20 protein-coding genes are annotated in these 23196 nt (G+C 68.7%); 11 read left to right on the top strand and 9 right to left on the bottom strand.

Translation table 11 applies throughout. The features are described from left to right. Positions 1 to 29: 29 nt before the first annotated feature. The gene (gcvP, locus tag OG485_RS09505) at positions 30 to 2915 is read left to right on the top strand and encodes an aminomethyl-transferring glycine dehydrogenase (protein WP_328665787.1); all 2886 of its coding nucleotides are present in this window, start codon (positions 30 to 32) and stop codon (positions 2913 to 2915) included. Positions 2916 to 3051: 136 nt separating this feature from the next. Here gcvP and OG485_RS09500 read toward each other — a convergent pair whose 3' ends face one another. Next, positions 3052 to 3258 carry a DUF5999 family protein gene (locus tag OG485_RS09500; RefSeq protein ID WP_328556777.1) on the bottom strand — a complete coding sequence of 69 codons (207 nt, stop codon included), beginning with the start codon at positions 3256 to 3258 and terminating at the stop codon, positions 3052 to 3054. Between the two features lie 394 nt (positions 3259 to 3652). After that, positions 3653 to 4237, bottom strand: coding sequence for a hypothetical protein (locus OG485_RS09495; RefSeq protein ID WP_328665779.1), 585 nt, complete (start codon positions 4235 to 4237; stop codon positions 3653 to 3655). A 539-nt stretch (positions 4238 to 4776) separates the two neighbouring features. Here OG485_RS09495 and OG485_RS09490 point away from each other — a divergent pair. Next, entirely contained in the window at positions 4777 to 6294 is a 1518-nt protein-coding gene (locus OG485_RS09490; RefSeq protein WP_328665778.1) for a glutamate--cysteine ligase, read from the top strand. A 282-nt stretch (positions 6295 to 6576) separates the two neighbouring features. On the opposite strand, the gene OG485_RS09485 is transcribed toward OG485_RS09490, so the two are convergent. Then, the gene (locus OG485_RS09485; RefSeq protein ID WP_328665776.1) at positions 6577 to 8346 is read right to left on the bottom strand and encodes a substrate-binding domain-containing protein; all 1770 of its coding nucleotides are present in this window, start codon (positions 8344 to 8346) and stop codon (positions 6577 to 6579) included. A 184-nt stretch (positions 8347 to 8530) separates the two neighbouring features. On the opposite strand from OG485_RS09485, the gene OG485_RS09480 reads away from it, so the two are divergent. Further along, positions 8531 to 9331, top strand: a complete 801-nt coding sequence (locus OG485_RS09480; RefSeq protein ID WP_326789033.1) for a CPBP family intramembrane glutamic endopeptidase — start codon at positions 8531 to 8533, stop codon at positions 9329 to 9331. Between the two features lie 145 nt (positions 9332 to 9476). Here OG485_RS09480 and OG485_RS09475 read toward each other — a convergent pair whose 3' ends face one another. Continuing rightward, positions 9477 to 10286 (bottom strand): PhzF family phenazine biosynthesis protein, encoded by an 810-nt coding sequence (locus OG485_RS09475; protein WP_328665772.1) that lies wholly within the window; start codon positions 10284 to 10286, stop codon positions 9477 to 9479. Positions 10287 to 10409: 123 nt separating this feature from the next. Here OG485_RS09475 and OG485_RS09470 point away from each other — a divergent pair, with 123 nt between their 5' ends. The 3 genes from OG485_RS09470 to OG485_RS09460 all read left to right on the top strand — a co-directional run bounded on the left by OG485_RS09470 (position 10410) and on the right by OG485_RS09460 (position 12597). After that, positions 10410 to 10811 carry a hypothetical protein gene (locus OG485_RS09470; RefSeq protein ID WP_328665770.1) on the top strand — a complete coding sequence of 134 codons (402 nt, stop codon included), beginning with the start codon at positions 10410 to 10412 and terminating at the stop codon, positions 10809 to 10811. 103 nt (positions 10812 to 10914) lie between these two features. Further along, complete coding sequence (locus tag OG485_RS09465; protein ID WP_328665768.1) at positions 10915 to 11706, top strand: hypothetical protein; 792 nt, start codon at positions 10915 to 10917, stop codon at positions 11704 to 11706. A 177-nt stretch (positions 11707 to 11883) separates the two neighbouring features. Then, positions 11884 to 12597 (top strand): 2'-5' RNA ligase family protein, encoded by a 714-nt coding sequence (locus OG485_RS09460; RefSeq protein WP_328665766.1) that lies wholly within the window; start codon positions 11884 to 11886, stop codon positions 12595 to 12597. Between the two features lie 130 nt (positions 12598 to 12727). On the opposite strand, the gene OG485_RS09455 is transcribed toward OG485_RS09460, so the two are convergent. Further along, positions 12728 to 13987, bottom strand: a complete 1260-nt coding sequence (locus tag OG485_RS09455) for an MFS transporter (protein WP_328454765.1) — start codon at positions 13985 to 13987, stop codon at positions 12728 to 12730. Between the two features lie 46 nt (positions 13988 to 14033). Between OG485_RS09455 and OG485_RS09450 the strand changes: the two genes are divergently transcribed. From OG485_RS09450 to OG485_RS09435, 4 genes are all read left to right on the top strand, one after another. Next, a complete protein-coding gene (locus OG485_RS09450) occupies positions 14034 to 14429 on the top strand; it encodes a MerR family transcriptional regulator (RefSeq protein ID WP_328454767.1) in 396 nt (131 codons plus the stop codon). Positions 14430 to 14723: 294 nt separating this feature from the next. Continuing rightward, positions 14724 to 15431, top strand: coding sequence for a TnsA-like heteromeric transposase endonuclease subunit (locus OG485_RS09445; protein WP_443048908.1), 708 nt, complete (start codon positions 14724 to 14726; stop codon positions 15429 to 15431). Further along, positions 15419 to 17512 (top strand): Mu transposase C-terminal domain-containing protein, encoded by a 2094-nt coding sequence (locus tag OG485_RS09440; RefSeq protein WP_328665761.1) that lies wholly within the window; start codon positions 15419 to 15421, stop codon positions 17510 to 17512. Before OG485_RS09445 ends, OG485_RS09440 begins: the two co-directional genes overlap by 13 nt. Further along, positions 17509 to 18549, top strand: coding sequence for an ATP-binding protein (locus OG485_RS09435; RefSeq protein WP_328665760.1), 1041 nt, complete (start codon positions 17509 to 17511; stop codon positions 18547 to 18549). Before OG485_RS09440 ends, OG485_RS09435 begins: the two co-directional genes overlap by 4 nt. Positions 18550 to 19748: 1199 nt before the next feature. On the opposite strand, the gene OG485_RS09430 is transcribed toward OG485_RS09435, so the two are convergent. From OG485_RS09430 to OG485_RS09420, 3 genes are all read right to left on the bottom strand, one after another. Further along, the gene (locus OG485_RS09430) at positions 19749 to 20222 is read right to left on the bottom strand and encodes a hypothetical protein (protein ID WP_328665758.1); all 474 of its coding nucleotides are present in this window, start codon (positions 20220 to 20222) and stop codon (positions 19749 to 19751) included. After that, the gene (locus tag OG485_RS09425; protein ID WP_328674292.1) at positions 20219 to 20875 is read right to left on the bottom strand and encodes a hypothetical protein; all 657 of its coding nucleotides are present in this window, start codon (positions 20873 to 20875) and stop codon (positions 20219 to 20221) included. Before OG485_RS09425 ends, OG485_RS09430 begins: the two co-directional genes overlap by 4 nt. 193 nt (positions 20876 to 21068) lie before the next feature. Then, positions 21069 to 21578 carry an SUKH-4 family immunity protein gene (locus OG485_RS09420; RefSeq protein ID WP_328665756.1) on the bottom strand — a complete coding sequence of 170 codons (510 nt, stop codon included), beginning with the start codon at positions 21576 to 21578 and terminating at the stop codon, positions 21069 to 21071. Between the two features lie 347 nt (positions 21579 to 21925). On the opposite strand from OG485_RS09420, the gene OG485_RS09415 reads away from it, so the two are divergent. Then, positions 21926 to 22579, top strand: coding sequence for a PadR family transcriptional regulator (locus OG485_RS09415; protein WP_328665754.1), 654 nt, complete (start codon positions 21926 to 21928; stop codon positions 22577 to 22579). 108 nt (positions 22580 to 22687) lie between these two features. Here OG485_RS09415 and OG485_RS09410 read toward each other — a convergent pair whose 3' ends face one another. Further along, positions 22688 to 23116, bottom strand: coding sequence for a type II toxin-antitoxin system Rv0910 family toxin (locus tag OG485_RS09410; RefSeq protein WP_328665752.1), 429 nt, complete (start codon positions 23114 to 23116; stop codon positions 22688 to 22690). Positions 23117 to 23196: the final 80 nt, after the last annotated feature.

Below are 23196 nucleotides of genomic sequence, written 5' to 3'. Positions count from 1 at the left end.
AGGTCGCGTCAGACCAGGAGGCCTCCGCCATGACCGCCCCTCGCATACCGCTCTCCGAGCTCGAACAGGGAATTCCCTTCGAGCAGCGCCACATCGGACCCGACTCCGAAGCCCGGGCCAAGATGCTCGCGCAGGTCGGATACGGCTCGCTCGACGAGCTGACGGCCGCCGCGGTGCCGGATGTGATCAAGAACGCCGAGGCCCTGAAGCTGCCGGCCGCGCGCACCGAGGCCGAGGTACTGGCCGAGCTCCGCTCCCTCGCGGACCGCAACCAGGTGCTCGGTTCGATGATCGGCCTCGGCTACTACGGCACGTTCACGCCGCCGGTGATCCTGCGCAACGTCATGGAGAACCCTGCCTGGTACACCGCGTACACGCCGTACCAGCCGGAGATCTCGCAGGGCCGTCTCGAGGCGCTGCTGAACTTCCAGACCGTCGTCGCCGAGCTGACCGGGCTGCCGACCTCCGGCGCCTCCCTCCTCGACGAGGGCACCGCCGCCGCCGAGGCCATGGCGCTGTCCCGCCGGATGGGCAAGAACAAGAAGGGCCTCTTCCTGGTCGACGCGGACGCGCTGCCGCAGACCATCGCCGTCATAGAGACACGTGCCGAGCCGACCGGTGTCGAGATCGTCGTCGCCGACCTCTCCGACGGCATCCCGGCCGACCTCGCCGGGCGCGAGATCAACGGCGTGCTGATCCAGTACCCGGGCGCCTCCGGCGCCGTACGCGACATCAAGCCCCTCATCGAGCAGGCGCACGAGCTGGGCGCGGTCGTCACCGTCGCGGCCGATCTGCTCGCCCTGACCCTGCTGACCTCGCCCGGCGAGCTCGGCGCGGACATCGCGGTCGGTACGACGCAGCGCTTCGGCGTCCCGATGGGCTTCGGCGGTCCGCACGCCGGCTACATGGCGGTCCGCGAGAACTTCGCGCGCAGCCTTCCCGGCCGTCTCGTCGGTGTCTCCGTGGACGCCGACGGGAACAAGGCGTACCGCCTCGCCCTGCAGACGCGTGAGCAGCACATCCGCCGTGAGAAGGCGACCAGCAACATCTGCACCGCTCAGGTGCTGCTCGCCGTGATGGCCGGCATGTACGCCGTCTACCACGGCCCCGAGGGCCTGCGGACCATCGCACGGCGTACCCACCGCTACGCCACCGTCCTGGCCGCGGGTCTCACCGCCGGCGGTGTCGAGGTCGTCCACGGCGCGTACTTCGACACGCTCACCGTGCGGGTCCCGGGCCGTGCCGCCGCCGTCGTGGCCGCCGCCCGTGACAACGGCGTCAACCTCCACCCCGTCGACGCCGACCAGGTGTCGATCTCGTGCGACGAGACGACCACGCGCGAGCAGCTCGTCGCCGTGTGGACCGCGTTCGGTGTCGAGGGCGACGTCGAGGCGCTGGACGCGAGCACCGAGGACACCCTGCCGGCCGCGCTGCTGCGCACCGACGAGTACCTCACGCACCCCGTGTTCCACGACCACCGCTCCGAGACGGCGATGCTGCGCTACCTGCGCAAGCTCTCCGACCGCGACTACGCGCTCGACCGCGGCATGATCCCGCTGGGCTCCTGCACCATGAAGCTCAACGCGACCACCGAGATGGAGCCGGTCACCTGGCCCGAGTTCGGGCAGCTGCACCCCTTCGTGCCCGCCGAGCAGGCACAGGGCTACCTGACGCTGATCCACGAGCTGGAGGACCAGCTCGCCGAGGTCACCGGCTACGACAAGGTGTCGCTCCAGCCCAACGCCGGTTCGCAGGGCGAGCTGGCCGGTCTGCTGGCGGTCCGCGGCTACCACCGTGCCAACGGTGACGACCAGCGCACCGTCTGCCTCATCCCGTCCTCCGCGCACGGCACCAACGCCGCCAGCGCCGTGATGGCCGGCATGAAGGTCGTCGTCGTGAAGACCGCGGACGACGGCGAGATCGACGTCCAGGACCTGCGCGCCAAGATCGAGCAGTACCGCGACGAGCTGTCGGTGCTGATGATCACGTACCCCTCGACACACGGTGTGTTCGAGGAGCACGTCGCCGACATCTGCGCCCAGGTGCACGAGGCCGGCGGCCAGGTCTACGTCGACGGCGCCAACCTCAACGCCCTGGTGGGCCTCGCCAAGCCGGGTCACTTCGGCGGCGACGTCTCGCACCTGAACCTGCACAAGACCTTCTGCATCCCGCACGGCGGCGGCGGCCCCGGCGTCGGCCCGGTCGGCGTGCGCGCGCACCTGGCGCCGTACCTGCCGAACCACCCGCTCCAGCCGGAGGCCGGTCCCGAGACCGGTGTCGGCCCGATCTCGGCCGCTCCCTGGGGCTCCGCGGGCATCCTGCCCATCTCCTGGTCGTACGTCCGGCTGATGGGCGGCGAGGGCCTCAAGCGCGCCACGCAGGTGGCCGTGCTCTCCGCGAACTACATCGCCAAGCGCCTGGAGCCGCACTACCCGGTGCTGTACACCGGCCCCGGCGGTCTGGTCGCGCACGAGTGCATCATCGACCTGCGCCCGCTCACCAAGGCGACCGGCGTGAGTGTCGACGACATCGCCAAGCGCCTGATCGACTACGGCTTCCACGCGCCGACGATGTCGTTCCCGGTGGCCGGCACGCTGATGATCGAGCCGACCGAGTCCGAGGACCTGGGCGAGCTCGACCGGTTCTGCGACGCGATGATCGCGATCCGCGCGGAGATCGAGAAGGTCGGCTCCGGCGAGTGGTCGGTGGACGACAACCCGCTGCGCGGGGCGCCGCACACGGCCGCCGCGCTCGGCGGCGACTGGGAGCACCCGTACAGCCGCGAGGCGGCCGTCTTCCCGGCCGGTGTCTCGGCCGCCGACAAGTACTGGCCGCCGGTGCGCCGCATCGACCAGGCGTACGGCGACCGGAACCTCGTCTGTTCCTGCCCGCCGCTGGACGCCTACGAGGACTGATCAGCGCTCGGCACGTGGACGCCTACGGGGAGTGACCATCCTCGGACATGCGTCGGGGCCGGTTCGGAGAGTACGTCTCCGGGCCGGCCCCTCGTGTGTCTGGGCGGCCGGTCAGGGCCGCCCGGGGTGGTGCGGCTCAGGCGGCCGTCATCACCTGTGCGCCGCCCAGCGGGCGGTGCGGGGCGATGATCTGGCCGTCGGGCAGGAGCTCACCGGTGTCCTCGAAGAGCAGAACGCCGTTGCACAGCAGGCTCCATCCCTGCTCCGGGTGGTGCGCCGCGAGGCGGGCGGACTCCCGGTCGGCTGATTCGGCTGACGGACACGGTGGCTGGTGCTGGCACATGGATGGGATCTTTCGCTGGGTCGAGATGTGAGTGTTGGCTGTGGTGTCTGTCTTGCGGCTTGAGGTACTCATGGCCGCCCCCCGTTGGTGTGTGGTCTGACCCCAGTGTTGCCCCACGGGCGCCAATCCGCAGGGATTTGGGGGCACCGCTTCTCACAGGTTTATGACGCGTCACCCGTGCGGAGGGTTCACCCCAACTGCGCTGTCCTTTCGGGTGGTTCGAGGGGGCCGGATCGGGCTAGTCCAGCTGGGCGTTCGGCGCGTTTCCCCTCGTACGAGCGGTCTTCGGCCCTAACGAGCGAGCCGCTCTCGGGGTTCGTGACAGCGCCGTGCCCCGCGGCAGGTTTACCCGTGTGGGGCACTGCTGCGGGGCACGGACGCGAGGGGCGGAGATTCAGGCCGGCGAGCTGAGGAGCGGTGCCGGGGTGACCCGGTGGGTGAGGACCGGCAGCAGTTCGGTGACGAGATACGGCCGGTGCGCGGCGATACCGGGCGGGGCGGGTGCGAGCGGGACCAGGAGGTCGGTGGCGGCCGGATGGCCGGTGGCGCCGTCCGCGGTGCAGTCGCCGTGCAGCCAGAGCGTCAGCATGTACAGCTCCGGCACGGACAGCAAGCGTGCTTGGTAGGACTGTTGCATGGTCTCGGCCTGCCGCAGGGCGAGCTCGGTGGCGGTGACGTAAGGGCCCTCGAAGAAGCGCGAGAAGGCCCAGCCGTCCGGGGTCAGCATGGTGTCGGCGGCGGCCACCGCGCGATCGCCGGCGCGGATCAGGAAACGCCACCCGGCGAGCCGGGTGGCGGAGGCGCCCGCGGGAGTGATGCGATCCAGGACGTGGACGGGCAGCGGGAGTTCGGGGGTGACGGGTCCCTGTGCCAGGCGCAGGGACGGGGTACGGGCTTCGCGGACAGCGGTGGGGGAACCGAGTGCCGTGAGTACGGTGCGCAGGGCGGGCGCGGGAGCCGGGGGTACGTGCAGCGGCATGGTGGGTCGCCTCTCATTCGACAGGCACAGTGGCGCGAGGGCGGGGGCGGACGGCGCTGTCAGCTCTCGGGTCAGAGGGCGAGGGGTCTGGATCTGCCGACAGGGTGTCGCCTGCCGCCGTCACCGTGACGACAGGACCTGGGACCGCGAGCGCCAACTCTCTGCCTCGGTAGCGGAGTTTATACGACGCGTGTTCAGCCGGTGTTTCGTCTAGTCGCCCCGAATTCGAAGAACAAGTCGATATCCGGTCGGCGAAATGCGGGATTCATCCCGGTTCTGCGCGATCGAATCGCGGTGACCTCGGAATACTTCGCCCGAGCGGTCGGCCGATTCTCGTCGGCGTTTTTCACGAGATCGTTTCGGACGGCAAACTTGCTGAATGCTCCATGCCTCGTGAATGTGCCCGGGGCCGATGTCCAGACTAGCGGCCGAAGAGCGCGCGCGGGACGTTATGGATCGTGTTGCCTGGGCATCATCCCCCGTGACCCGGGACGCCAGGGCCGGAAAGTCGGCCTGCCCATCCGAGGAGGGACACTTCGATGGGGGAGAAGGTCGTGGCAGGGACGTTCGGCCTGTCCGATCGGCAGCGCCACCGTGAAAAGCTCCGACAGTGTCTGGCGGGGCTGGAGCGACTGCTGGAGGAGAAGCGGTTCGACCGCCCGAAGAACCTGATGGGCCTGGAGATCGAATTGAATCTCGCGGGCCCCGACGGCATGCCCAGAATGATGAACGGGCAAGTGCTCGAAAGGATTGCGAGCCGCGACTTCCAGACAGAACTCGCCATGTTCAACCTGGAAGTCAACATAGCCCCACACCGATTGGGTGGCCGGGTATTCGACCGGCTCGCCGAGGAGATCCGCACCTCGCTCGCCTACGCCCACCGGAAAGCCAGTGAGGTCGACGCCGGAATCGTCATGATCGGTATTCTGCCGACGCTCGGCCAGGACGATCTGGTGTCCTCCAACCTGTCGGACGTCGACCGGTACACGCTGCTCAACGATCAGATCGTGGCCGCGCGCGGAGAGGATTTCGAACTCGACATCGACGGTGTGGAGCGTCTGGTCTGCCGGTCGGCGTCCATCGCCCCCGAAGCCGCCTGCACCTCCGTGCAGTTGCACCTCCAGGTCACACCGGACCGGTTCGCGGACGTGTGGAACGCGGCGCAGGCGGTCGCGGCCCCACAGGTCGCGATCGGCGCCAACTCGCCCTTCCTGTTCGGGCGTGAGCTGTGGCGGGAGTCGAGGCCCCCGCTCTTCCAGCAGTCCACCGACACCCGGCCGCCGGAGCTCCGGGCGCAGGGAGTCCGGCCGCGCACCTGGTTCGGCGAACGGTGGGTGACCTCGGCGTACGAGCTCTTCGAGGAGAACCTGCGGTTCTTCCCGCCACTGCTGCCCATCTGCGACGAGGAGGACCCGCTCGGTGTCCTCGATGCCGGGGGCGTGCCCAGGCTCGCCGAACTGGTGCTGCACAACGGCACGGTGTACCGCTGGAACCGGCCCGTGTACGGCATCGCCGACGGCGTCCCGCATCTGCGCGTCGAGAACCGGGTGCTGCCCGCGGGACCGACCGTCACCGACGTCCTCGCCAACGCGGCCTTCTACTACGGTCTGGTCCGCGCGCTCGCCGAGGAGCAGCGTCCGGTGTGGACCCGGCTGTCCTTCGAGGCGGCCGCCGCCAACTTCGACGCGGCCTGCCGGCACGGCATCGACGCGCGCCTGGAGTGGCCGCGGCGTGGCCGTTACGGCGGGACCACGCAGGTGGACGCCGTGAGCCTGGTGCGCGACGAACTGCTGCCGCTGGCCGCCGCCGGCCTGGACGCCTGGGGCGTCGAGCCCGCCGACCGGGACTTCTATCTGGGCGTGATCGAGGACCGGTGCAGACTGCGTGTCAACGGCGCGACCTGGCAGGCGGCCACGTTCCACCGGGCGCTGGAGAAGGGCCTCGGCCGCGAGGCCGCGCTGGCCGCGACGACGCGGCGCTACGGCGAGCTGATGCATCTCGGGGAGCCCGTGCACACCTGGCCGGTGGGACTGCCGGAGCCGGTTCCGCTGGGGTGACGCGCGGTGGTGCGGGTGCGCTCGGCCGCGCCGGGCATCCGGCCTCGGGGTGTGTCGTCGAGGCGTCTTTACGGCGGTTCGGCAGGGGAGGCGGGACAGCGGGCCCGTGGGGGCGGGCGGTCGTGGCTGGTGATGGCGTTCGCGTGGCTCGCGTGTCCAGGCGGTCGTGGTCGGTCCGGGTCGCCCGCGTGGGTGTGGTCAGCCCGGGTTGTACGCGTGGTCGTGGTCGGTTCGGGTCGCCCGTGTGGGTGTGGTCAGCCCGGGTTGTACGCGTGGGTATGGTCAGCCGGGGTTGCCGGCGCCGGCGGCTGTGATCGCCTTGAGCATCGCCGCGTGGATCTGTGAGGGCTCGTTGACCCGCTGGCCGGAGCCGCCGGTCGCCCTGGCGATCTGGTCGACCTCCCGCCGGTCGCTGTCGGGGCCCACCGCGATGGCGATCAGCGGTACCGGGTGCTCCGGGTCGGCCAGCTTCTGGAGCTCGGAGACGAGCTCGGACCGGGAGATGCTGCCGGGGTCCCGGTTGACCCCGTCCGTGAGGACGACCAGCGCGTTGAACCGGCCCTTCGCGTAGGAGGCGACCGCCTCCTTGTACGCGGCGAGCGTGGTGTCGTACAGACCGGTCTCTCCGTGCGGGACAGGCTTCAGGGACTTGAACGCGGCGGTCAGCTTCGCGCGCTGGCCGCCCTTCTTCCTGCTGTCCCCGAGCCGTCCGGTCGGCACCAGCACGCGGTAGTCCTTGTCGCCGTCGAGCTTCGTGGAGAACGTCCACAGCCCGATCTCGTCCTCGGCGGTGAAGGTGGCGAGGGCCTGGAGCAGGGACTCCTTCGTGACGTCCATACGGGAACGGCCGTCGCCCGGCAGCGTCACGCCCATGGAGGAGGAGGCGTCGACGACCGTGGTGATCCGGGCGCTCTCCACCGTGATCGTCCACATCCCGAGGGCCTCCTGGACCGCGCCTTTCGACGCGGAGTCGGCCAGGATCCGCGTGTACGGCTGCGGGGACCTGCCGCCGGCCTCGGCTACGAGTGAGGCCGACGGGCTCTCCGCGTCCGTGCGGAACCCGAACACGCGCAGGAACTGCCGGGGTGCCGCCTCTCCGAGCAGGGTCATGAACCGCAGGGCCGCACGGCCCTCGTCGGTGCTCAGCCGCGGCTCGTCGACCAGCGTGTACGGGTAGTCGAGCAGCGGCGAGCCGTCCTCGGGGTAGAAGAGGTCGAGGTCCTGGTCGCCGTCCGGCGCGCTGTTGTGCGCGAACACCGCCTGCTCGGAGAGGATCAGCGCCTGATTGCGGCCGGCGCTGTTCCCGCCGGAGGCCGAGCCGTCGTGCGGCAGAGTGCCGAGGAGTTCGGTGTCGCTGTCGGACGTGTGCCGCGAGAGCTCCTTGGCCATGGCGGCCGCCCGGACGTCACCGTCCTTGACGTCGGAGGTGGCCGCGCTGATCCTGGCCAGCGCGAGCAGTCCCGTCGAGCTGCGGGCGGGATCGACCGCGCCCAGTTCGAGCTTCTTGACCCGGCTCGTCTCCCCGGCCAGTTCGGTCCAGGTGTACGTCTTCGCGGGCCAGCCCAGCCTCTTGGCGGCCGACGGGACGACAGCGACGCCGACGGGTGAGGAGGCGACGTTGCCCAGGCTGGTGACCTGCGTGGCGGAGCCGGTGTCGGCGACCCGCTCCACCCACGCGTCGGAGTCCGGCACCCACACCTGCACGTCGGACTTCTTGCCCGCCCCGAGCGAGGCGGCGACCTCGTACGACTCGCGCGCCGTCACGCCGACGTCGAGACAGCGGCCGTCGGAGGTGACGTTCTTCTCGCGGGCGTCCTTCGCGACGGCCCGTAGCGCGGGCGCGATGTCCGGCGAGGCGGCCACCTCGATGTGCACGACATCGTCCTCGCAGGAGCCTCCGAAGGAGAACAGACCCCCGCGGACCGCGGCGGCCGTGCCTCCGACGACGGTGAGGACGAGTGCTGTCGCGAGGGCCGTATTGCGGCGGCGGGCGCGGATCCGGGGGTCGGCGGAGCCCGCCCGTCGAGCGTCGGGCAAGCTGTGACGTCCCATGACGGTGAGGTCCTCCCAGATGAGCCTGAGCCGTGAGACAGCCGCAGAACAGGCGAAAGGGGACGTGCGCCCCGTACGGTGCCCGCCCCCCGACGGCCTGTCGCGCACGATCTTCGTAACTTCTTTCGAGACCCTAGCGGGGCGAGGACGGGGATGCGGCGGGAATACCCAACTGGAGGCGGGAGTGCAGGTGGAGGCGGGATCGGTGGCCGATTCTTTTCCGGGGGAGAGGCTGACCCGACGGATTCTCCGGGACGAGACGCTGCTCGTCCTGGCGCTGTCGCTCGGTGCGAGCGGAGTGTCCGCGCTGATCAGTTTTGTCGGATCGGTCACGAAACCCGGAGGTCTCAAGGATCAGGCGGCCACCCTCAACGCCTCGGCGGCGCCGGGCCGGCCCTGGCTCGACCTGGCGTGGCAGCTCTTCGGTATCGCGTCCGCCCTGGTGCCGGTCGCGCTCGTCGCGCACCTGCTGCTGCGCGAGGGCCAGGGCATGCGCGTGATCGGCTTCGACCGTACGCGCCCCTGGCCGGACCTCGGACGCGGCGCCATGGTCGCGGCGGTGATCGGCAGCTCGGGAATCGCCTTCTATCTGGCGGCGCGCGCATTCGGCGCCAACCTCACGGTGGTGCCCGAGGCGTTGCCGGACGTGTGGTGGAAGTTCCCCGTGCTGATCCTGTCGGCCGTGCAGAACGCCGTGCTGGAGGAGGTCATCGTCGTCGGGTATCTGCTGCGCCGGCTCGGGCAGTTGGGCTGGACACCGGGGACGGCGCTGATGGCGAGTGCGGTGCTGCGCGGCTCGTACCACCTCTACCAGGGCATCGGCGGGTTCGTCGGCAACATGGTGATGGGTGTGGTCTTCGTGTATCTGTACCGGCGTTGGGGCCGGGTCGGGCCGCTCGTGGTCGCGCACTCGCTGCTCGACATCGGTGCCTTCGTCGGGTACGCGCTGCTCGCGGGGAAGGTGGGATGGCTCCCGACGGCTTGAGCCGCGCTCGCGAGGACTGAGCGGCGGAGCCTGTTCCCGCAGGGGCGTACGACCGTCCCGTACGCCCCTTCTCGTGTGCCGTCGTGCCCGTGCGGGGCCTGTCGTACGGGTCCCGGGGGTCGTTGCGCCGGATCCCGCGGGCTCGCTAGACGAGCAGGTCGCCCTCGATGACCGTGACCGCGTGGCCCGAGAGCAGGGTGCGGTCGCCGCGAACTTCGGTGCGGACCAGGCCGGAGCGGGGGGAGGCCTGCAGGCCGGTGAGGGCGGGGCGGCCGAGGCGATCCGACCAGAACGGGGCCAGGGCCGTGTGGGCGCTGCCGGTGACCGGGTCCTCGTCGATGCCGACGTTCGGGAAGAAGCAGCGGGAGACGAAGTCGTAGCCGCGTGACGGGTCTTCGGCGCGGGCGGTCGCGATGATGCCGCGCTCGGAGTAGCGGGCGAGCGCCTTGTGGTCCGGGGCGAGCGCGCGGACCGTCTTCTCGTCGGCGACCTCGACCAGCAGGTCACCGGTGTTCGGTCCGGTGTCGAGGGTGCTGAGCGGCTCGGTGCCGAGCGCCTCGGCGACACCGTCGGGGGTCTCGACCGGGGTGAGGGGCGCGGTCGGAAAGTCGAGGGTGATCGAGCCGTCGGCCTCCGGGGTGGCGACGAGGACACCGCTGCGCGTGGCGAAGCGCACCGGGCCCTGATGGGCGCCGGTGGTGGTGAGGACGTGTGCTGCCGCGAGGGTCGCGTGTCCGCACAGGGCGACCTCGGTGGCGGGGGTGAACCAGCGCAGTGCCCAGTCGGCCTCGCCGCCCTCCGGCAAGCGGTGGGTGAACGCCGTCTCCGCGTGGTTGACCTCCATGGCGACGCTCTGGAGCCAGGAATCGTCGGGGAAGGAGTCGAGGAGGAGAACCCCTGCCGGGTTGCCGGCGAAGGGGCGGTCGGTGAAGGCGTCGACGATACGAATCCGCATGCTTCGAAGTTAGCGGCGCCTGCCGGCCACGGGCCAAGGCCAATCCGGGGGATCTGGCCCTTTGCCGCGCGGGCGGTCAGGGTGCGGGTGTTCGTTGAAGTCTCCGCCGATCTCGCGTTTTCGGTGACAGATGATCAGGCCGGTCTCCTGGACGAAAAGGGGATGACCCGGCTGGGGTACTACGGCTCTCTGCTCGGCAGCGGCCGATGGCTGAGTGCCGCCGGTGCGGTCGTAAGCTCACGCGCAGTCGTCGAGGTGTGGCGAGAGGGTCGTGGCTTCCGCCAGGAACTCGCCCGTTTGCGGCCCACCAGGGCGCCCGAGGAGTTCGAGACCCCGCCCGACTCCGGGACCCGGGTGGCCTTCGAGCCGGACCCGGCGTACTTCGGCTCGGGTGCGGCCGTCACCGCCGACCTGAGCGCGCTGGACCTGCATGGTCCGTACTGCACCGAGCGTGGCGGACCGGGATACGTCGTCCTGCGAGATCACCGTGACGGCGGAGACCCGGCCGAAAGCCGCCGACGCTAGGCCGTCGTCCGGCCTTCGCCGTCGAAGCAGCGGCGAATGGCGCAGGGACTTCCTGGACACCAGACCCGACTGTTCCCAAGGATTCCTGCAAGCCGTCGCCCCCGTGCTGCAGACCTACGCCCGGGAACTACGGCCCCGCGCGCTGAAACGTCCCATCCGCAGGACACGCTTCGGCCCCCAGCACATCCCCCATTTCCTCGAAGACGACTGGTACGCAAGGTACTTCGCGCACATGGACGGAATCCCGGCGTCCAGCATCCGGCGAGCAGCCGTGCTCCACCTGTGCCAGATCGCAGTCGGCGGCTCGCTCTTCAAGTCCGGGACGCTCCTGGGACTGCCACTCAACCCCGCCGGCACCCACCGGGCCTCCGACAACGCGAAGGCCGTCCACAACTGGGCCCGGACACGGCCTGACCCGCAGGAGTTCGAACTCGCCGTCCACGCCCTGGCCGACGAACTCGACAGCCGAAACGATCTGATCGACTACCGTCGCCGACGCGATGCCCTGCGCCACTGGTGCATCGACCCGGCGACCTGGAACGAGATCACCGCCAGAATCCCCATCCCGACTGGACGGGGTGGCCGCCCCGACTTCAGCGACCGCAAACGCCAGACCGCGTCCATTGTCACGTGGACCATCCTGACTCAAGGCGAGCATGTGTATTCTCCGCACCCCATCCGCGACCAGCAGCCCCGGGGAACTCACCACCTCTGGCGGACGAGCGACAGCGCATTCTGGGCACGCATCCAGCACGGAACCACAGGCACCACCGACAACAACTGGCTCTCCCTGCTCTCCCAGTACGCCGCGTTCCTCGCCCCGATCATCGACAAGGGCGGCACCGCCCCGCCGGGCATCGCCCCGTGGACCGCGACCACCACTGCGGTGCGCTGAACCGCGCGGGCGACACCCGCAGCTCGTCTCCGCAGTTCCGGTGAGCTTTACCCCGGCCGCCGCGACCTGGAACAGACGAGACGGGTGGCTAGGCTCGGTGACTCAGCGCCCCACTGCGGGCGCGACTCTGGACAGCGACGCAGACGGCCCGAACGCCGTCCGGCCGAGGGGGTATGAATGAGCGCGATTCTGCGTCGGGACCAGCGGGCATTCCCGCCCGACCCTCCGCGTGACCTCGTCGACCCCCACGCGATTGCCGCACACGACTGGGCGGCGTTCCAAGCCGTGTCGCACATGTCCAACCACTGGGACCGTCCCGGTTGGAACGGGGGCCGGGCCTACTACTTGATGCTGACTTTCCCCGATGAGCGCGCGCTGATAAACGATGCTCGCGCCTGTCAGGACGCCGTTGCCGACCCGGCACTGGACCTGGTGCCTTCAGATGGCCTGCACATCACATTGAACAAAGTCGCCGACAGCGCCGCCATGAGTGAGAGGGACCTGGCCCGAGTCGTGCAAGTGGCTCAGGACATGGCGCCCAAAGCCTTCGACCTGCAGGTCGGCCCGCTGGCGGGATCACGAGGTGCCCTGCGCTACAGCGTCGCCCCGTGGAACCCGCTGATCGGCCTTCACGCGATGCTCGCTCGTGCGGGGGCGTTGGCTGGAGCCCCCGGAGGAAGATCCACGGAATCTTTCCGTCCACATCTTGGAATCGCCTACAGCAATACGAACCGCCCCGCAGATTCGGTGATCGGCCAGGTGGCAGCGCTCCGAGGCCAGCCAGCTCTCCCGGTTCACGTCTCGCACGCGGACCTTGTGGAACTGCGTCGAGAAAACGCTACCTACAGGTGGGACGTCATCTCTGCAATCACCTTGTCTCACGGGAACTGATGCTGTTGAGCGTCGGTGCCAGCGAGCCCAGCAACATGCCTCGCCTGCTGCCAATCCACCGGCTCGATCTTCGCGTGACGTGGCCGCATCCGGCCGCCGATGTGAGTCGCATGCCGATCGAGGCAGCCCCTCAAGTGAGCCTCGAACCGGCCCGCTGATTTCCCCAGACCCGCACCCCGGTGGCAACGACGGCGAGAACGATGGTCGTGATCCCCGAGGCAGCCAGCACCAGCCGCGGGCCCAGGGCAGCGGTGAGGGGGCCGCCGAGCGCGGTGCCAACCGGTGCGGCGGTGAGAAGGGCGGCGCCTCGGGCAGCCAGGACCGTGGTCAGCCAAGCTGCTGGCGTGCGGTCCTGGAACAGGGTGAACGACAGCGCCGTGAATGGTCCGTAAATCACGCCGCCCAGAGCAAAGCACGCGACAGAGACGGAGGCCGGTGCCCCCAGCCCGAAGGGCACGAGCGTGAGGCCCCAACCGGCAACGATGGCCAGGGTGACGGGCCAGAGGGGGAGCTTGCGAAGGGCACCGGCAGCCAGGCTGCCCAGAACGGCACCCACCCCGAAGAGCGTCCAGTACAGCCCGAGAAGGCTGGACTCGGCGTGCAGGTCATCGGTGACATGCAACGGCAGCGCGACCTCCACCGGTCCGTACAGAAAGTTGAAGAACCACGTCAGGGCGAGGACCCCAAGAAGCTCGGGCTGCCTGCGCAACAAGTGCAGGCCGGCTGCCGATCGGCCGGTGTCGACTGGCGCAGACGTCGCTATCGACTTGGCCGCTCCGCCCAGCCGACCGACCTGGACGGCAAGGACGGCGAAGGACACCGCGTCGAGCCCGATGATCCAGGCTGGACTTACGGCCGTCGCGAGGAATCCGGCGAGTGCGGGGCCGATGATGACAGACGCCGAAGTGCTTGAACTGACCAACGCGTTGGCCGCCAGGCGCTGATCCGGGGGAAGGATCTGGGCGAGCAGCGAGTACTTTCCCGCGCTTCCCCAGGCATGCAGCACTGACGAACCGGCGAGCAGGACGACGTACAGAACCGGGTTCAACACCCCTGCCGTCCAGGCCAAAGGCACGCAGCCGAGGAGTGACGCACGGAGCCAACTGTCCGCGGCCAGCAGCCGCTGAGCGGGCAAGCGACGTAACCAACGGCCGAAGACCAGCGCGCCAGCAGCCCCAGGCAGGGCATACGCGGCGATCGCCGCACCGACGAACAGGCCGGACCGACCTGGTGGTGCGATCTGAATGGCCAGCCATGCCACGGCGACCACACTCATCCCGTCACCGAGATCGGAGGCTGCCAGGGCCGGCAAGAGGCGTCGGAACTCAAGGTGAGCGAACAGGGGCTGATACGTCCGCGGCAGAAGGCGAGTTGTCCGTGGAGGCTTCACCCGGCCAGACTTGTGGTTCAAGCGCGCTTGAGGTCAAGGGGGATCAGTGCGAGAGCTCGGCATTGGGGAACTTGCGCGGCAGGTCAGGATGCGCCCCTCGGCCTTGCGCTACTACGAGAGCGTCGGCTTGCTGCCGCCCGCCGGGCGCGTCGCAGGTCGGCGTGTCTATCCGGCCAGCACGGTGCGGCGGATCGCGTTGATAAAAATGGCGCAACGGGCCGGGTTCACCCTGGCCGAGATCCGCCAGTTGCTGGATGCGGACGCTGACCGGGGCGCCACCCGGCAATGGCGCGCACTCGCCGAACGCAAGCTCCCCGAACTGGACCAGTTCATCCAGGATACGCAGGCGCTGCGGAACGCCGTCGCCGACTGCCTCGCCTGCGGGTGCATGAACTTCGACAGCTGCGAACTGCTCTCGTCCGGCACTGCCGAAGACATCTGAGGCCGCCCCTGCGTCAAGGCCGTCGGCTGCGAGCAGGACACGACAGTTTTCGAAGGGCGGGGCTCGGGCTTGGCGACTGGTGATCTTGGTGCCAGTCGTGCCTGAAAAGTGCCAGGTCTCGCTGAAAGTCTCATCCAAGTGACCCGTCTCAGTGAAGGTGGGCTGTTTCTCAGCGAAGACGGGCGGATGCCCGTTAGTTTCACCGAAGTTGGGCCGATTGGTGTCTGATCTGGTGGGGGCGTCGTGGGGGCACCGGCTGGTGCGTTAGCGGATGCTGGGCTAGCGGGTTTCGAGCTGGCCTTTTTGCTGAACGGGACCCGTGTACAGCGTCCGTTGGCGGTGGGCTGGGACACGCGGTTCGAGGACGTCGAGCCGGTTCGGGAGTTCAGCTGGCGTAAGGGCGGCCGGGGGTTCGCGGGCTGGTACTACTCGGTGACTGCTGGCGATCACGTGGGTTACGAGTCATGGCTGGAGCGCGACCGGCTGATCTTGCTCGACCGTGATCCACAGGTCGCTTCGATCATCTCGCAGCCGTTCTGGCTGCACTGGGACACCGGGGAGAGGACGCGCCGTCACGCTCCTGACTACTTCGTTCGGCTGGCCGGCGGGCGGGTCCGAGTGGTCGATGTCCGTGCCGAGGACGACATGGACGAGAGGACACGTGAGGCGTTCGCCGCCACGGAACGTGCCTGCTCGATGGTGGGGTGGGAGTTCGAGTGGGCGGGCAGACCGGATCCGGTGTTCATGGCGAATGTCCGCTGGCTGGCCCGGTATCGCCGGGCACGGTCCGCCCGGCCAGCCGCGACGGCGGCCCGGCTCCTGGACGTGTTCAGTGAGCCGAAGGCGATGTGGCAGGGCGCCGAACTGGTCGGAGACCGGTTGCAGGTTCTGCCCGTGCTCTTCCACCTTTTGTGGTCCGGGGCTTTGGAAACGGACCTGGTGGGAGGGCTGATGGAGTCCGACAGCCTGGTCTGGAGGAGGAGGCGGCAGTGGGCGGATTGAGGCGGCCACCGACTCTGGCGATCGGGGAGAGAGTCCGGTTCGACGGACAGGTGAGGGGCGTCCTGCAGGTCACGGCCCAGGCCGTGATGCTGGAGGATGCCGAGGAGTCCCACCGGGTCGTGGCCCTGATCGACTTGTTTGAGGCGGAGGGCTTCGAGGTCCTGTTCCGACCGGAGCGAGTTCCGCTGCCCGCGTCTGGGCTGCTGGAGACCTTTCCGGCGGAGGCCGTCAAGCAGGCGTTCTGGGTGGAGGGCCACATTCTGGAGGTGATCCACGGGCTGCCGCCGGACGCGGAACCGGGAGCCACCCCGCGTCCTGGTTACGGACCAGGGTCGTCGATGACCTCTCGGCAGAAGCTGAAAGCGGCCGAGCTGACGGCGGCCGGACACACGGTGGCCGCCAAGACGATAGGAAACTGGCGGCGCCGCTACCTCACGAACGGGCTTGTCGGGCTTGCTGACCACCGTCCGGTCCGCAAGCGCCAGGAATTCGGGTCAGTTGATCCGGCCGTCGTCGACGCGATGCGTCAGGCGATCAAGGAGGGCGTCGACACTTCGACCAGGAACGGCGCCTACCTGATCTGGCGAACAGGCGAAATCCTCCGGCAGTCACGCAGCGAGCAGGCTGATGCCCCAGAGGTCGAATGGCCGTCCAGGCCCACTCTCTACCGTCTGCTGGCGAAACTCACAGCCGGAACCCATGCCACCGGATCGGCGGTCACGCGGCGTTCGAAGGCCCACGGGGCGGCCGCTCCGTTCGGGGAACTGACGGTGTCCGCCCCGGGCGAGGTCGTCCAGATCGACTCCACTCCGCTGGACGTCATGGTCCGACTGGACAACGGGGTGGTCGGCAAGGTCGAGCTGACCGGCATGATCGACGTCGCGACCAGGACGCTGACAGCGGCGGTGTTGCGGCCCTCGACCAAATCGGTCGACGCATGCGTGCTGCTGGCCCGCACCGTCACCCCGGATCTGATGCGACCCGGCTGGGTCGACGCACTCAAGATGTCCCGCTCGGTGCTGCCGCACCGCCGGCTGCTGACCTTGGACGAACGGCTGGAACACGCCGCCGCCAAACCCGTGATCGTCCCCGAGACGATCGTCTGCGACCACGGCAAGGTGTTCATCTCCCGAAACTTCCGGGCCTCCTGCCGGTTCCTGGAGATCGACTTCCAGCCCACCCACAAAGGGGCGCCCTTCGAAAAGGGCCACATCGAGAAGATGCTGGGCTCGATCGCCACCCAGTTCACACAGTTCCTCCCTGGGTACACCGGACGCAACACCGACAACCGTGGCCGCCACCCCGAGCAGGAGAACCTCTGGTCGCTGCCCGAGCTCCAAGACCTCCTCGACGAGTGGGTCGTCGCCCACTGGCAGAACCGGCCCCACGAGGGCCTGCGCGATGCCGACCACCCCAGCCGGCTGTTCACGCCGAACCAGAAGTACGCCGCGTTGGTCGAGTCTTGCGGTTACGTCCCGGTCGCCCTCAGCGGCCAGGACTACATCGAACTCCTGCCAGCTGCCTGGCGGGCCGTGAACGCCTACGGCATCCGGATCAACAACCGTACCTACGACAGCCCCGAGCTGGGGCCGATGCGCCGGCGGGACTCCGGCGTCACCGCCAAGCGCGGACTGTGGGAGATCCACCGTGACCCCTACGACGCCTCCCGAGTCTGGGTCCGCGATCACCGAGGCGACGGCGGCTGGGTCCAGGCGACCTGGAAGTACCTGAACCGGGCCCCGGTCCCCTTCGGTGACCTGGCTTGGGACCACGTCAGCCACCAACTACCCAAGGCCACCGAGGAGGAACTCGCCGAGGCCGTGGCCGCACTGCTGACCCGCGCCCACGCCGGCCCCGTCCCGGCAGCCAAGGGCAAGAGCGGCAAGAAGGACAAGTCCTCCAAGAGCGACCGCAAGGTCGCCGCCAGGACGCGGGCCACCGCGCCAACCGAACCTCCGGCGCCACTTGAGCCTCGGATGCAAGACGCCTCCGAGGACCCCGCGGAGGACGAGGAAACACTGGCCGAGGTGATCCCGCTGGGGCTCTTCGACCCGTTCGAAGACCCCTGGAGACGCCCGTGACAACGCTTCCCGACAGCCCGCACGAGGACTTCGGGCGCTACTTAACCGTCCTGACCGGCTGGCGTGAGTTCGTCGCCTCCTCGACCGCCGAACAGATGACCATGCTCTCCCTTGCCGAGTACAACTCACTCAGCAAGGAGGACAAGTACGCCTACGACGAGGACCGGCTCGACCACCATGCCCGCCTGCAGGTGGTCGCCACCTCCACGGTCAGGCACACCGTCACCTGCGGCCGCCGACTGATCATCTTGAACCGGGGTTCGATCAGCGCCCGCCGCGGTCTGATCGTCTCCGGCCCAGCCAATACCGGCAAGACGATCGCGCTCACCCAGCTCGGCCTGGCCCACGAAATCTCGGACCGGCGCCGCCACCCGGGACAAGACGAACGCATACCGGTCATCTACATCACCGTCCCGCCGGCCGCGACACCCCGCATGATCGCCGCCGAGTTCGCCAGGTTCCTCGGCCTTCCGGTCCTACGGAGTTCGAACATCACCGATCTGACCGAGGCTGTCGTCGGAGTCTGCACCAAGGCCCGCAGCGGCCTGGTCCTGGTCGACGAGATCCACAACATCTCCCTGCAGACCCGCCATGGCGCCGAGGCTTCCGACACCTTGAAGTACTTCTCCGAGCGCATCCCGGCGACCTTCGCCTATGCGGGCATCGACATCGAGGAAGGCGGTCTGCTCTCGGGCACCCGCGGCGACCAGATCGCTGGCCGCTTCACCTCGGTGGCCACCCACCCGTTCCCCTACAACGCGGAATGGAAGGCCCTGGTCGCCCAGATGGAGGCGAACCTGCTGCTGGACCAGCACAAACCAGGCACCTTGACCCGCCTGGACCGCTTTATCCACACCAGGACCAGCGGCATGATCGGCACTCTCTCCCACCAGATCCGCGGAGCCGCGGTCGACGCCATCCTCACCGGCACACAGAAGATCACCAAGGCCGGACTGCTGGCCGTCGACCTCGACATCGCCTCACGACGCAAGCGTCCCCCAGGCCCAGGCCCCTCGGCGCCGGACCCGCAGACGTGATCCCAGGGCCAGGGGACGGCCCTCCGATCGCCAAGCTCCCCTTCCAGATCCGCCCGATCGCCGGCGAAGGGGGCCCGGCCTTCATTACCCGTCTGGCCCGCGCGAACCAGCTCCCGCCCGCCTATCTGCGGAAGTTCCTCGCCAAGCCGCCGCTGCACCGCGGCATACCGTCATGGGACCGCCTCGCGGCAGTCACCGGCCGTGACGCCGACCAACTGCGGGTGACGCTGGAGACGAGGCAGTGCAGAGAGTGCGGCACCGACATCCCACCCTCCAGCGCTTTCGGCCGTCGGGCCTTCCTCTGCTCGGTCCGCTGCCGCGACCGGATCTCCCGGAAGCGCTTCACCAAGGCCCCCTGCAGGATCTGCCAGAAACCGATGAGGATCCGGATCGGCCAACGTCACCGGCTGTGTTCCTCTCCCTGCCGCAGAAGGGCCTACCTCATACGGCAAGGTGCCCTGACAGCCGAGGGCGAGGAGCCGGCGGCTGACCGCGCCTGCCTCGCCTGCGAGCGCCCACTGGCGCCCGGCTCTCTTGCTTCTCGCCGCACTTGCTCAAACCCCTGCCGGCAGCAGGTCATCCGCTGGAAGCAGCTCGATGAGAGAGACCATCCTTCCGGCTCCTTCTCGGCCTGCGCATTCTGCCGAACCCCGATCCAGTCTGACCCTCCCGCCTCGCCACTTCGCCGCTGGTGTTCTAGCCGATGCCGCCAGCGGGGTTACCGGCGCCTCGACCCAACCGCCTACCTCGGGCTCTTGACCTGCGAGCACTGCCAGACTTCCTTCGAGCGAGGATCGTCTGGCAGGGCTCGTCGCTGGTGCTCAACCCAATGCCGGATTCAGGCCCGCGCTCTCCAGGCACCGCCGAGGCCCGCCAAGTCGCCAGCCGCAAGGCAGGTCAAGACCGCAACCCTGAACTGCCCCCGCTGCGAGGACTCGTTTGAGAGCACCGCTTCCCGCGGCTGCCCATGGTGTTCAACCCGATGCTGGAACGATGCGCTCAACCAACGGTTGCAGCAGATCGCATGCGGTGTCTGCGCAACATCCCTGAGCAACCGAAGGCCGCACGACACCCGGCGCTGGTGCTCAGGAGCGTGTCGTCAGAAAGCCGTCCGATGGCGAAAGGAACTCAGTACCCGCAGGGCGGACACCGCCGATCGTGTCCCGTCTCAGTAGACGTGAGCAGCGGGCGCCCTTGGACTATGTGTCATCGCTGGGTGGATGAGCATTCCAGAGGCGTCTGAGGGCTTCGAGTTCGGTTCGAGGGAAATGCTCACCCCATTTGCCTCGGTAGCCGCTCTCGTCGTAGGTCCGAGCTACCTCGTCGAAGCAGCGGATCACGGCACGGGCTAGCGCGTCGATGCGAAGTTGGCTCGACCAGATCTCGGTGCCCTTGTTGTCGTGGTCGCTGCCGCGGCGAAGTTCCAGGATTCGGATCCAGGCGTCGTCGCCTTGGCGGTAGAAGATCCACCGGAAGGCGGTGGGCTCGGCTTCGAACTGCGCGCGGGTGTCCGTCTCGCCTGAGACGAGCCGGGCCATGGCAGTCAGGAACTCCTCTGGAGCGCTGGTGATGTAGGAGGCGGTGAGCTCGACTTTGGCCTGTTGATCTTCAACTGTGCAGTTGGCCCAGCCATGTCCGTCGAGCGTCCAGGTCATGCGCATGCTGGTCGTCACGTCCGTTCCGTGCCGAGCGGTGTTGGCGGTATGCCCGGCGTGGGAAGGGCGAGAACGCGGGCAAGGGCGGCGGTCAGAGGAACGGAGTGGTCAGGTAGGTGCTCGGCAATCCAGTCCGTTGCTGCCGCGAGAAACTCGGCCAGGTCGCGCTCGGCGCTGGCGAGCAGATGGCGGAGCTCGGTGACTGACAGTTCGATCACTGGACTGTCATTCCGGTCAGTGCCGACGGTGAGGCGGATGGTATCCCCGAGGCGCTCGGCCAGCGACGGGTCAGGATCGTGGCCGTATCCGATGATGCCGCTGCCATCGACGACCTGGTGCCAGTCGGGCCAGTCCTCCAGTCCGTCACAGCAGCCGGGCGAGAAGGTGATGCCCGTGGAGTTGTCTGTGACGCGCAGGCCGCCCGCCGCGTAAAGGTTGTCGAGGTTCAGTAGTCCGTGGAGGAAGCCGCTGAGAGGCTCGGTCGGCCGAGGCGGGAGGTCGCCATCGTCGTCGGGGTCCACGTCATTGCAGGTGGCGATGCGCATGAGCGCCGTCCCGATCTCGGCGGGTGAAAGTTCACCGTTGAGCGGCAGGAAACTGAACCGTTCGGTCTCGGCGACTGGCCAGAGGTCGAAGCCATCGGGGGTGTTCATCTCCAGGACGGGCTGCATCACGATCACCAGGCGAAGTGTTCCTCATCCGTCGCCGATCTCGCCTCCCGATTACGCCGAGCATCCTCGTCTTCGCCGAGCCGTGAAACGCCGGCTCAAGACGATCCAGTACCGCTCCGACCTCGTCGACGGCTGCCTCGCTGCCAGCGCCCTGAGCCTGGACGGCTGGCCGCAGTCGGGGATCGCCGCCGGATCACGCATCCCAGTCCGGATAGTCCCCGATCGCCACGTCGTCGCAGAATGTCTCCCAGAACCCGTCGTGCACCAGAGCGGTCTCGTCGATGCCAGAGATGAGATCGCGAAGCTCTTCCGCCACCGCCTCGTACGCGTCCTCGTCGCCGTCCACATCGAACGGGAAGCGTGCGATCACGGCCGCGACGCATCGGTTGAAGGAGCCGAGGTCGCTGTTCACGTGACTGGCCTTCGCTGAGTCGATCTTTGGAATCTGCACCACGTGACCGGTGGCCACATCGACGGCGATGCGTCCGAACAGACCACTCGTCGCAATGGCGACCAGCCCCCGCTCACCGATCCCCCCGAGGAACACCGGCTCACTCAGCGGCCGGTACTCGTATCCGATCAACCCGCCTGGAACGCCAGTCTGACCGAGATCGACAGCATTCTGGCCTTGCACCTCGGGTGGAGCCTCGATGCGAATCAAGACGAACTCGGGCTTCGGCAACTGCGGCAGGGGCTGGCTCACGGGAAGATCTTCTCCCGTTGGACGGCCCGGGCAACAGCCGTAGACCCAATCGCGTTCAGTGGCTCTGTTCAACGGCGAGGGGCGAGGCGTACGGGCAGATGCCCAGGCCCACGGAGGCTGGCCCGCCTTCATTGGGGCCGGACAATTCGGCCCATCTTCGATGAGACGGATAGAGCAGTGGCCCACCTTCGGTGAGACAAACCGTCGTCGACCCACCTTCGCTGAGACGCGCCCCAGCTTCGATGAGACAAGTCACCAAGGACACGCGGAAGGGGGTTGTCATGCGAACGGTAGCGATATATCGTTGACGCATCGCGACCGATCAACGATGGAATGGAGTGATTGCGATGCGTTCCCGTGGAGAAGACTTCGGATACGAGCACGGACACGGACATGGACACCACGGCGGACCCGGCCATCGGGGTCGGGGCGGCTTCGAGGGGCTGCGGGGGGCTTTCGGGCCCTTCGGGCCGGGTGGTCCCGGTGGCCCCGGCTTCGGCGGGCCCGGCTTCGGACCGGGCCCCTGGGGCGGGCGCGGCGGCCGGGGCGGACCGCGGGGCAGGGCGCGGCGCGGCGACGTACGCGCGTCGATCCTCGCCCTGCTCAAGGACCGGTCGATGCACGGTTACGAGATGATCCAGGAGATCGCCGAGCGCAGCGGCGGGGCGTGGAAGCCCAGCCCTGGTTCGGTGTACCCGACCCTTCAGCTGCTGGAGGACGAGGGCCTGATCACCAGCGAGGCCGAGGGCGGCAAGAAGCTGTTCTCGCTCACCGAGTCAGGCCGCAGCGCGGCCGACGAGGGTCCCGACGCGCCGTGGGAAGAGGCCGGGCGCGGGGTCGACTGGGAGACGCTGCACGAGATCCGGCAGGCCGGATTCGGTCTCATGGAGGCCTTCGGTCAGGTCTGGAAGACCGGCAGCAAGGGCCAGCGCGACAAGGCGCTGGCGGTCATCAACGAAGCCCGTAAGAAGCTGTACCTGATCCTCGCCGACGAGGACTGACGGCGTGTTGTGGTACCTGCCGGCGCCCCGTGGAAGTGTTTCCGCGGGGCGCCTGTCGGTATACGGAGCGCCGGGCGCCGCTTCGGGCGTCGCGCGGACGCGCGAGACTCAGGCGACCAGCCCGGCCAGTTTGCGCAGCGACTCGTCGAGGGCGGCCGTCGCCGAGTCCTTGAGCTTTCCGGCCATCAACGAGACGGCCGCACCCGTGAACTCCCCGTCGATGCGCACCGAGGTGGCGTCGCCGTCGGGGGTGAGCGTGTAGCGCGTGGTGACGTTCACCGACATCGGGCCCTTGCCGCGGATGGCCAGGGTGCGGCCGGGCTCCAGTTCCTCGATGGTCCAGGTGACCTCGGCCGGGAAGCCCATGAGCTTCATGTTCTCCGCGAAGGTGCCGCCCACCTCGAGCTTTTCCGGGCCGCCCTGGGGGAAGTCGGTGTGCGTCGCGTTCCACTCGCCGTAGGCGGACCAGTCGGTGAGCTGGGACCAGATCTTCTCGGCGGGCGCCTCGATCCGTGCTTCCGCGCTGACTTCGGCCATGCGACCACCCCTTCGTGTCGGGCGCTGCGCCCGGCGCAGCTACGGTGTCGCGGAACGTAGCTCCAGGTCCTGGAACATTC

It is taken from the genome of Streptomyces sp. NBC_00328, from assembly GCF_036139655.1.
Lineage (GTDB): Bacteria > Actinomycetota > Actinomycetes > Streptomycetales > Streptomycetaceae > Streptomyces.
This window is presented reverse-complemented; position numbering and strand designations above follow the sequence as displayed.

Coding starts and splice junctions, on each gene's coding strand:
- gcvP (WP_328665787.1), top strand. CDS start 30: ATGACCGCCCCTCGCATACCGCTCTCCGAGCTCGAACAGGGAATTCCC.
- OG485_RS09500 (WP_328556777.1), bottom strand. CDS start 3,258: ATGTGCCAGCACCAGCCACCGTGTCCGTCAGCCGAATCAGCCGACCGG.
- OG485_RS09495 (WP_328665779.1), bottom strand. CDS start 4,237: ATGCCGCTGCACGTACCCCCGGCTCCCGCGCCCGCCCTGCGCACCGTA.
- OG485_RS09490 (WP_328665778.1), top strand. CDS start 4,777: ATGGGGGAGAAGGTCGTGGCAGGGACGTTCGGCCTGTCCGATCGGCAG.
- OG485_RS09485 (WP_328665776.1), bottom strand. CDS start 8,346: ATGGGACGTCACAGCTTGCCCGACGCTCGACGGGCGGGCTCCGCCGAC.
- OG485_RS09475 (WP_328665772.1), bottom strand. CDS start 10,286: ATGCGGATTCGTATCGTCGACGCCTTCACCGACCGCCCCTTCGCCGGC.
- OG485_RS09460 (WP_328665766.1), top strand. CDS start 11,884: ATGAGCGCGATTCTGCGTCGGGACCAGCGGGCATTCCCGCCCGACCCT.
- OG485_RS09425 (WP_328674292.1), bottom strand. CDS start 20,875: ATGCAGCCCGTCCTGGAGATGAACACCCCCGATGGCTTCGACCTCTGG.
- OG485_RS09415 (WP_328665754.1), top strand. CDS start 21,926: ATGCGTTCCCGTGGAGAAGACTTCGGATACGAGCACGGACACGGACAT.
- OG485_RS09410 (WP_328665752.1), bottom strand. CDS start 23,116: ATGGCCGAAGTCAGCGCGGAAGCACGGATCGAGGCGCCCGCCGAGAAG.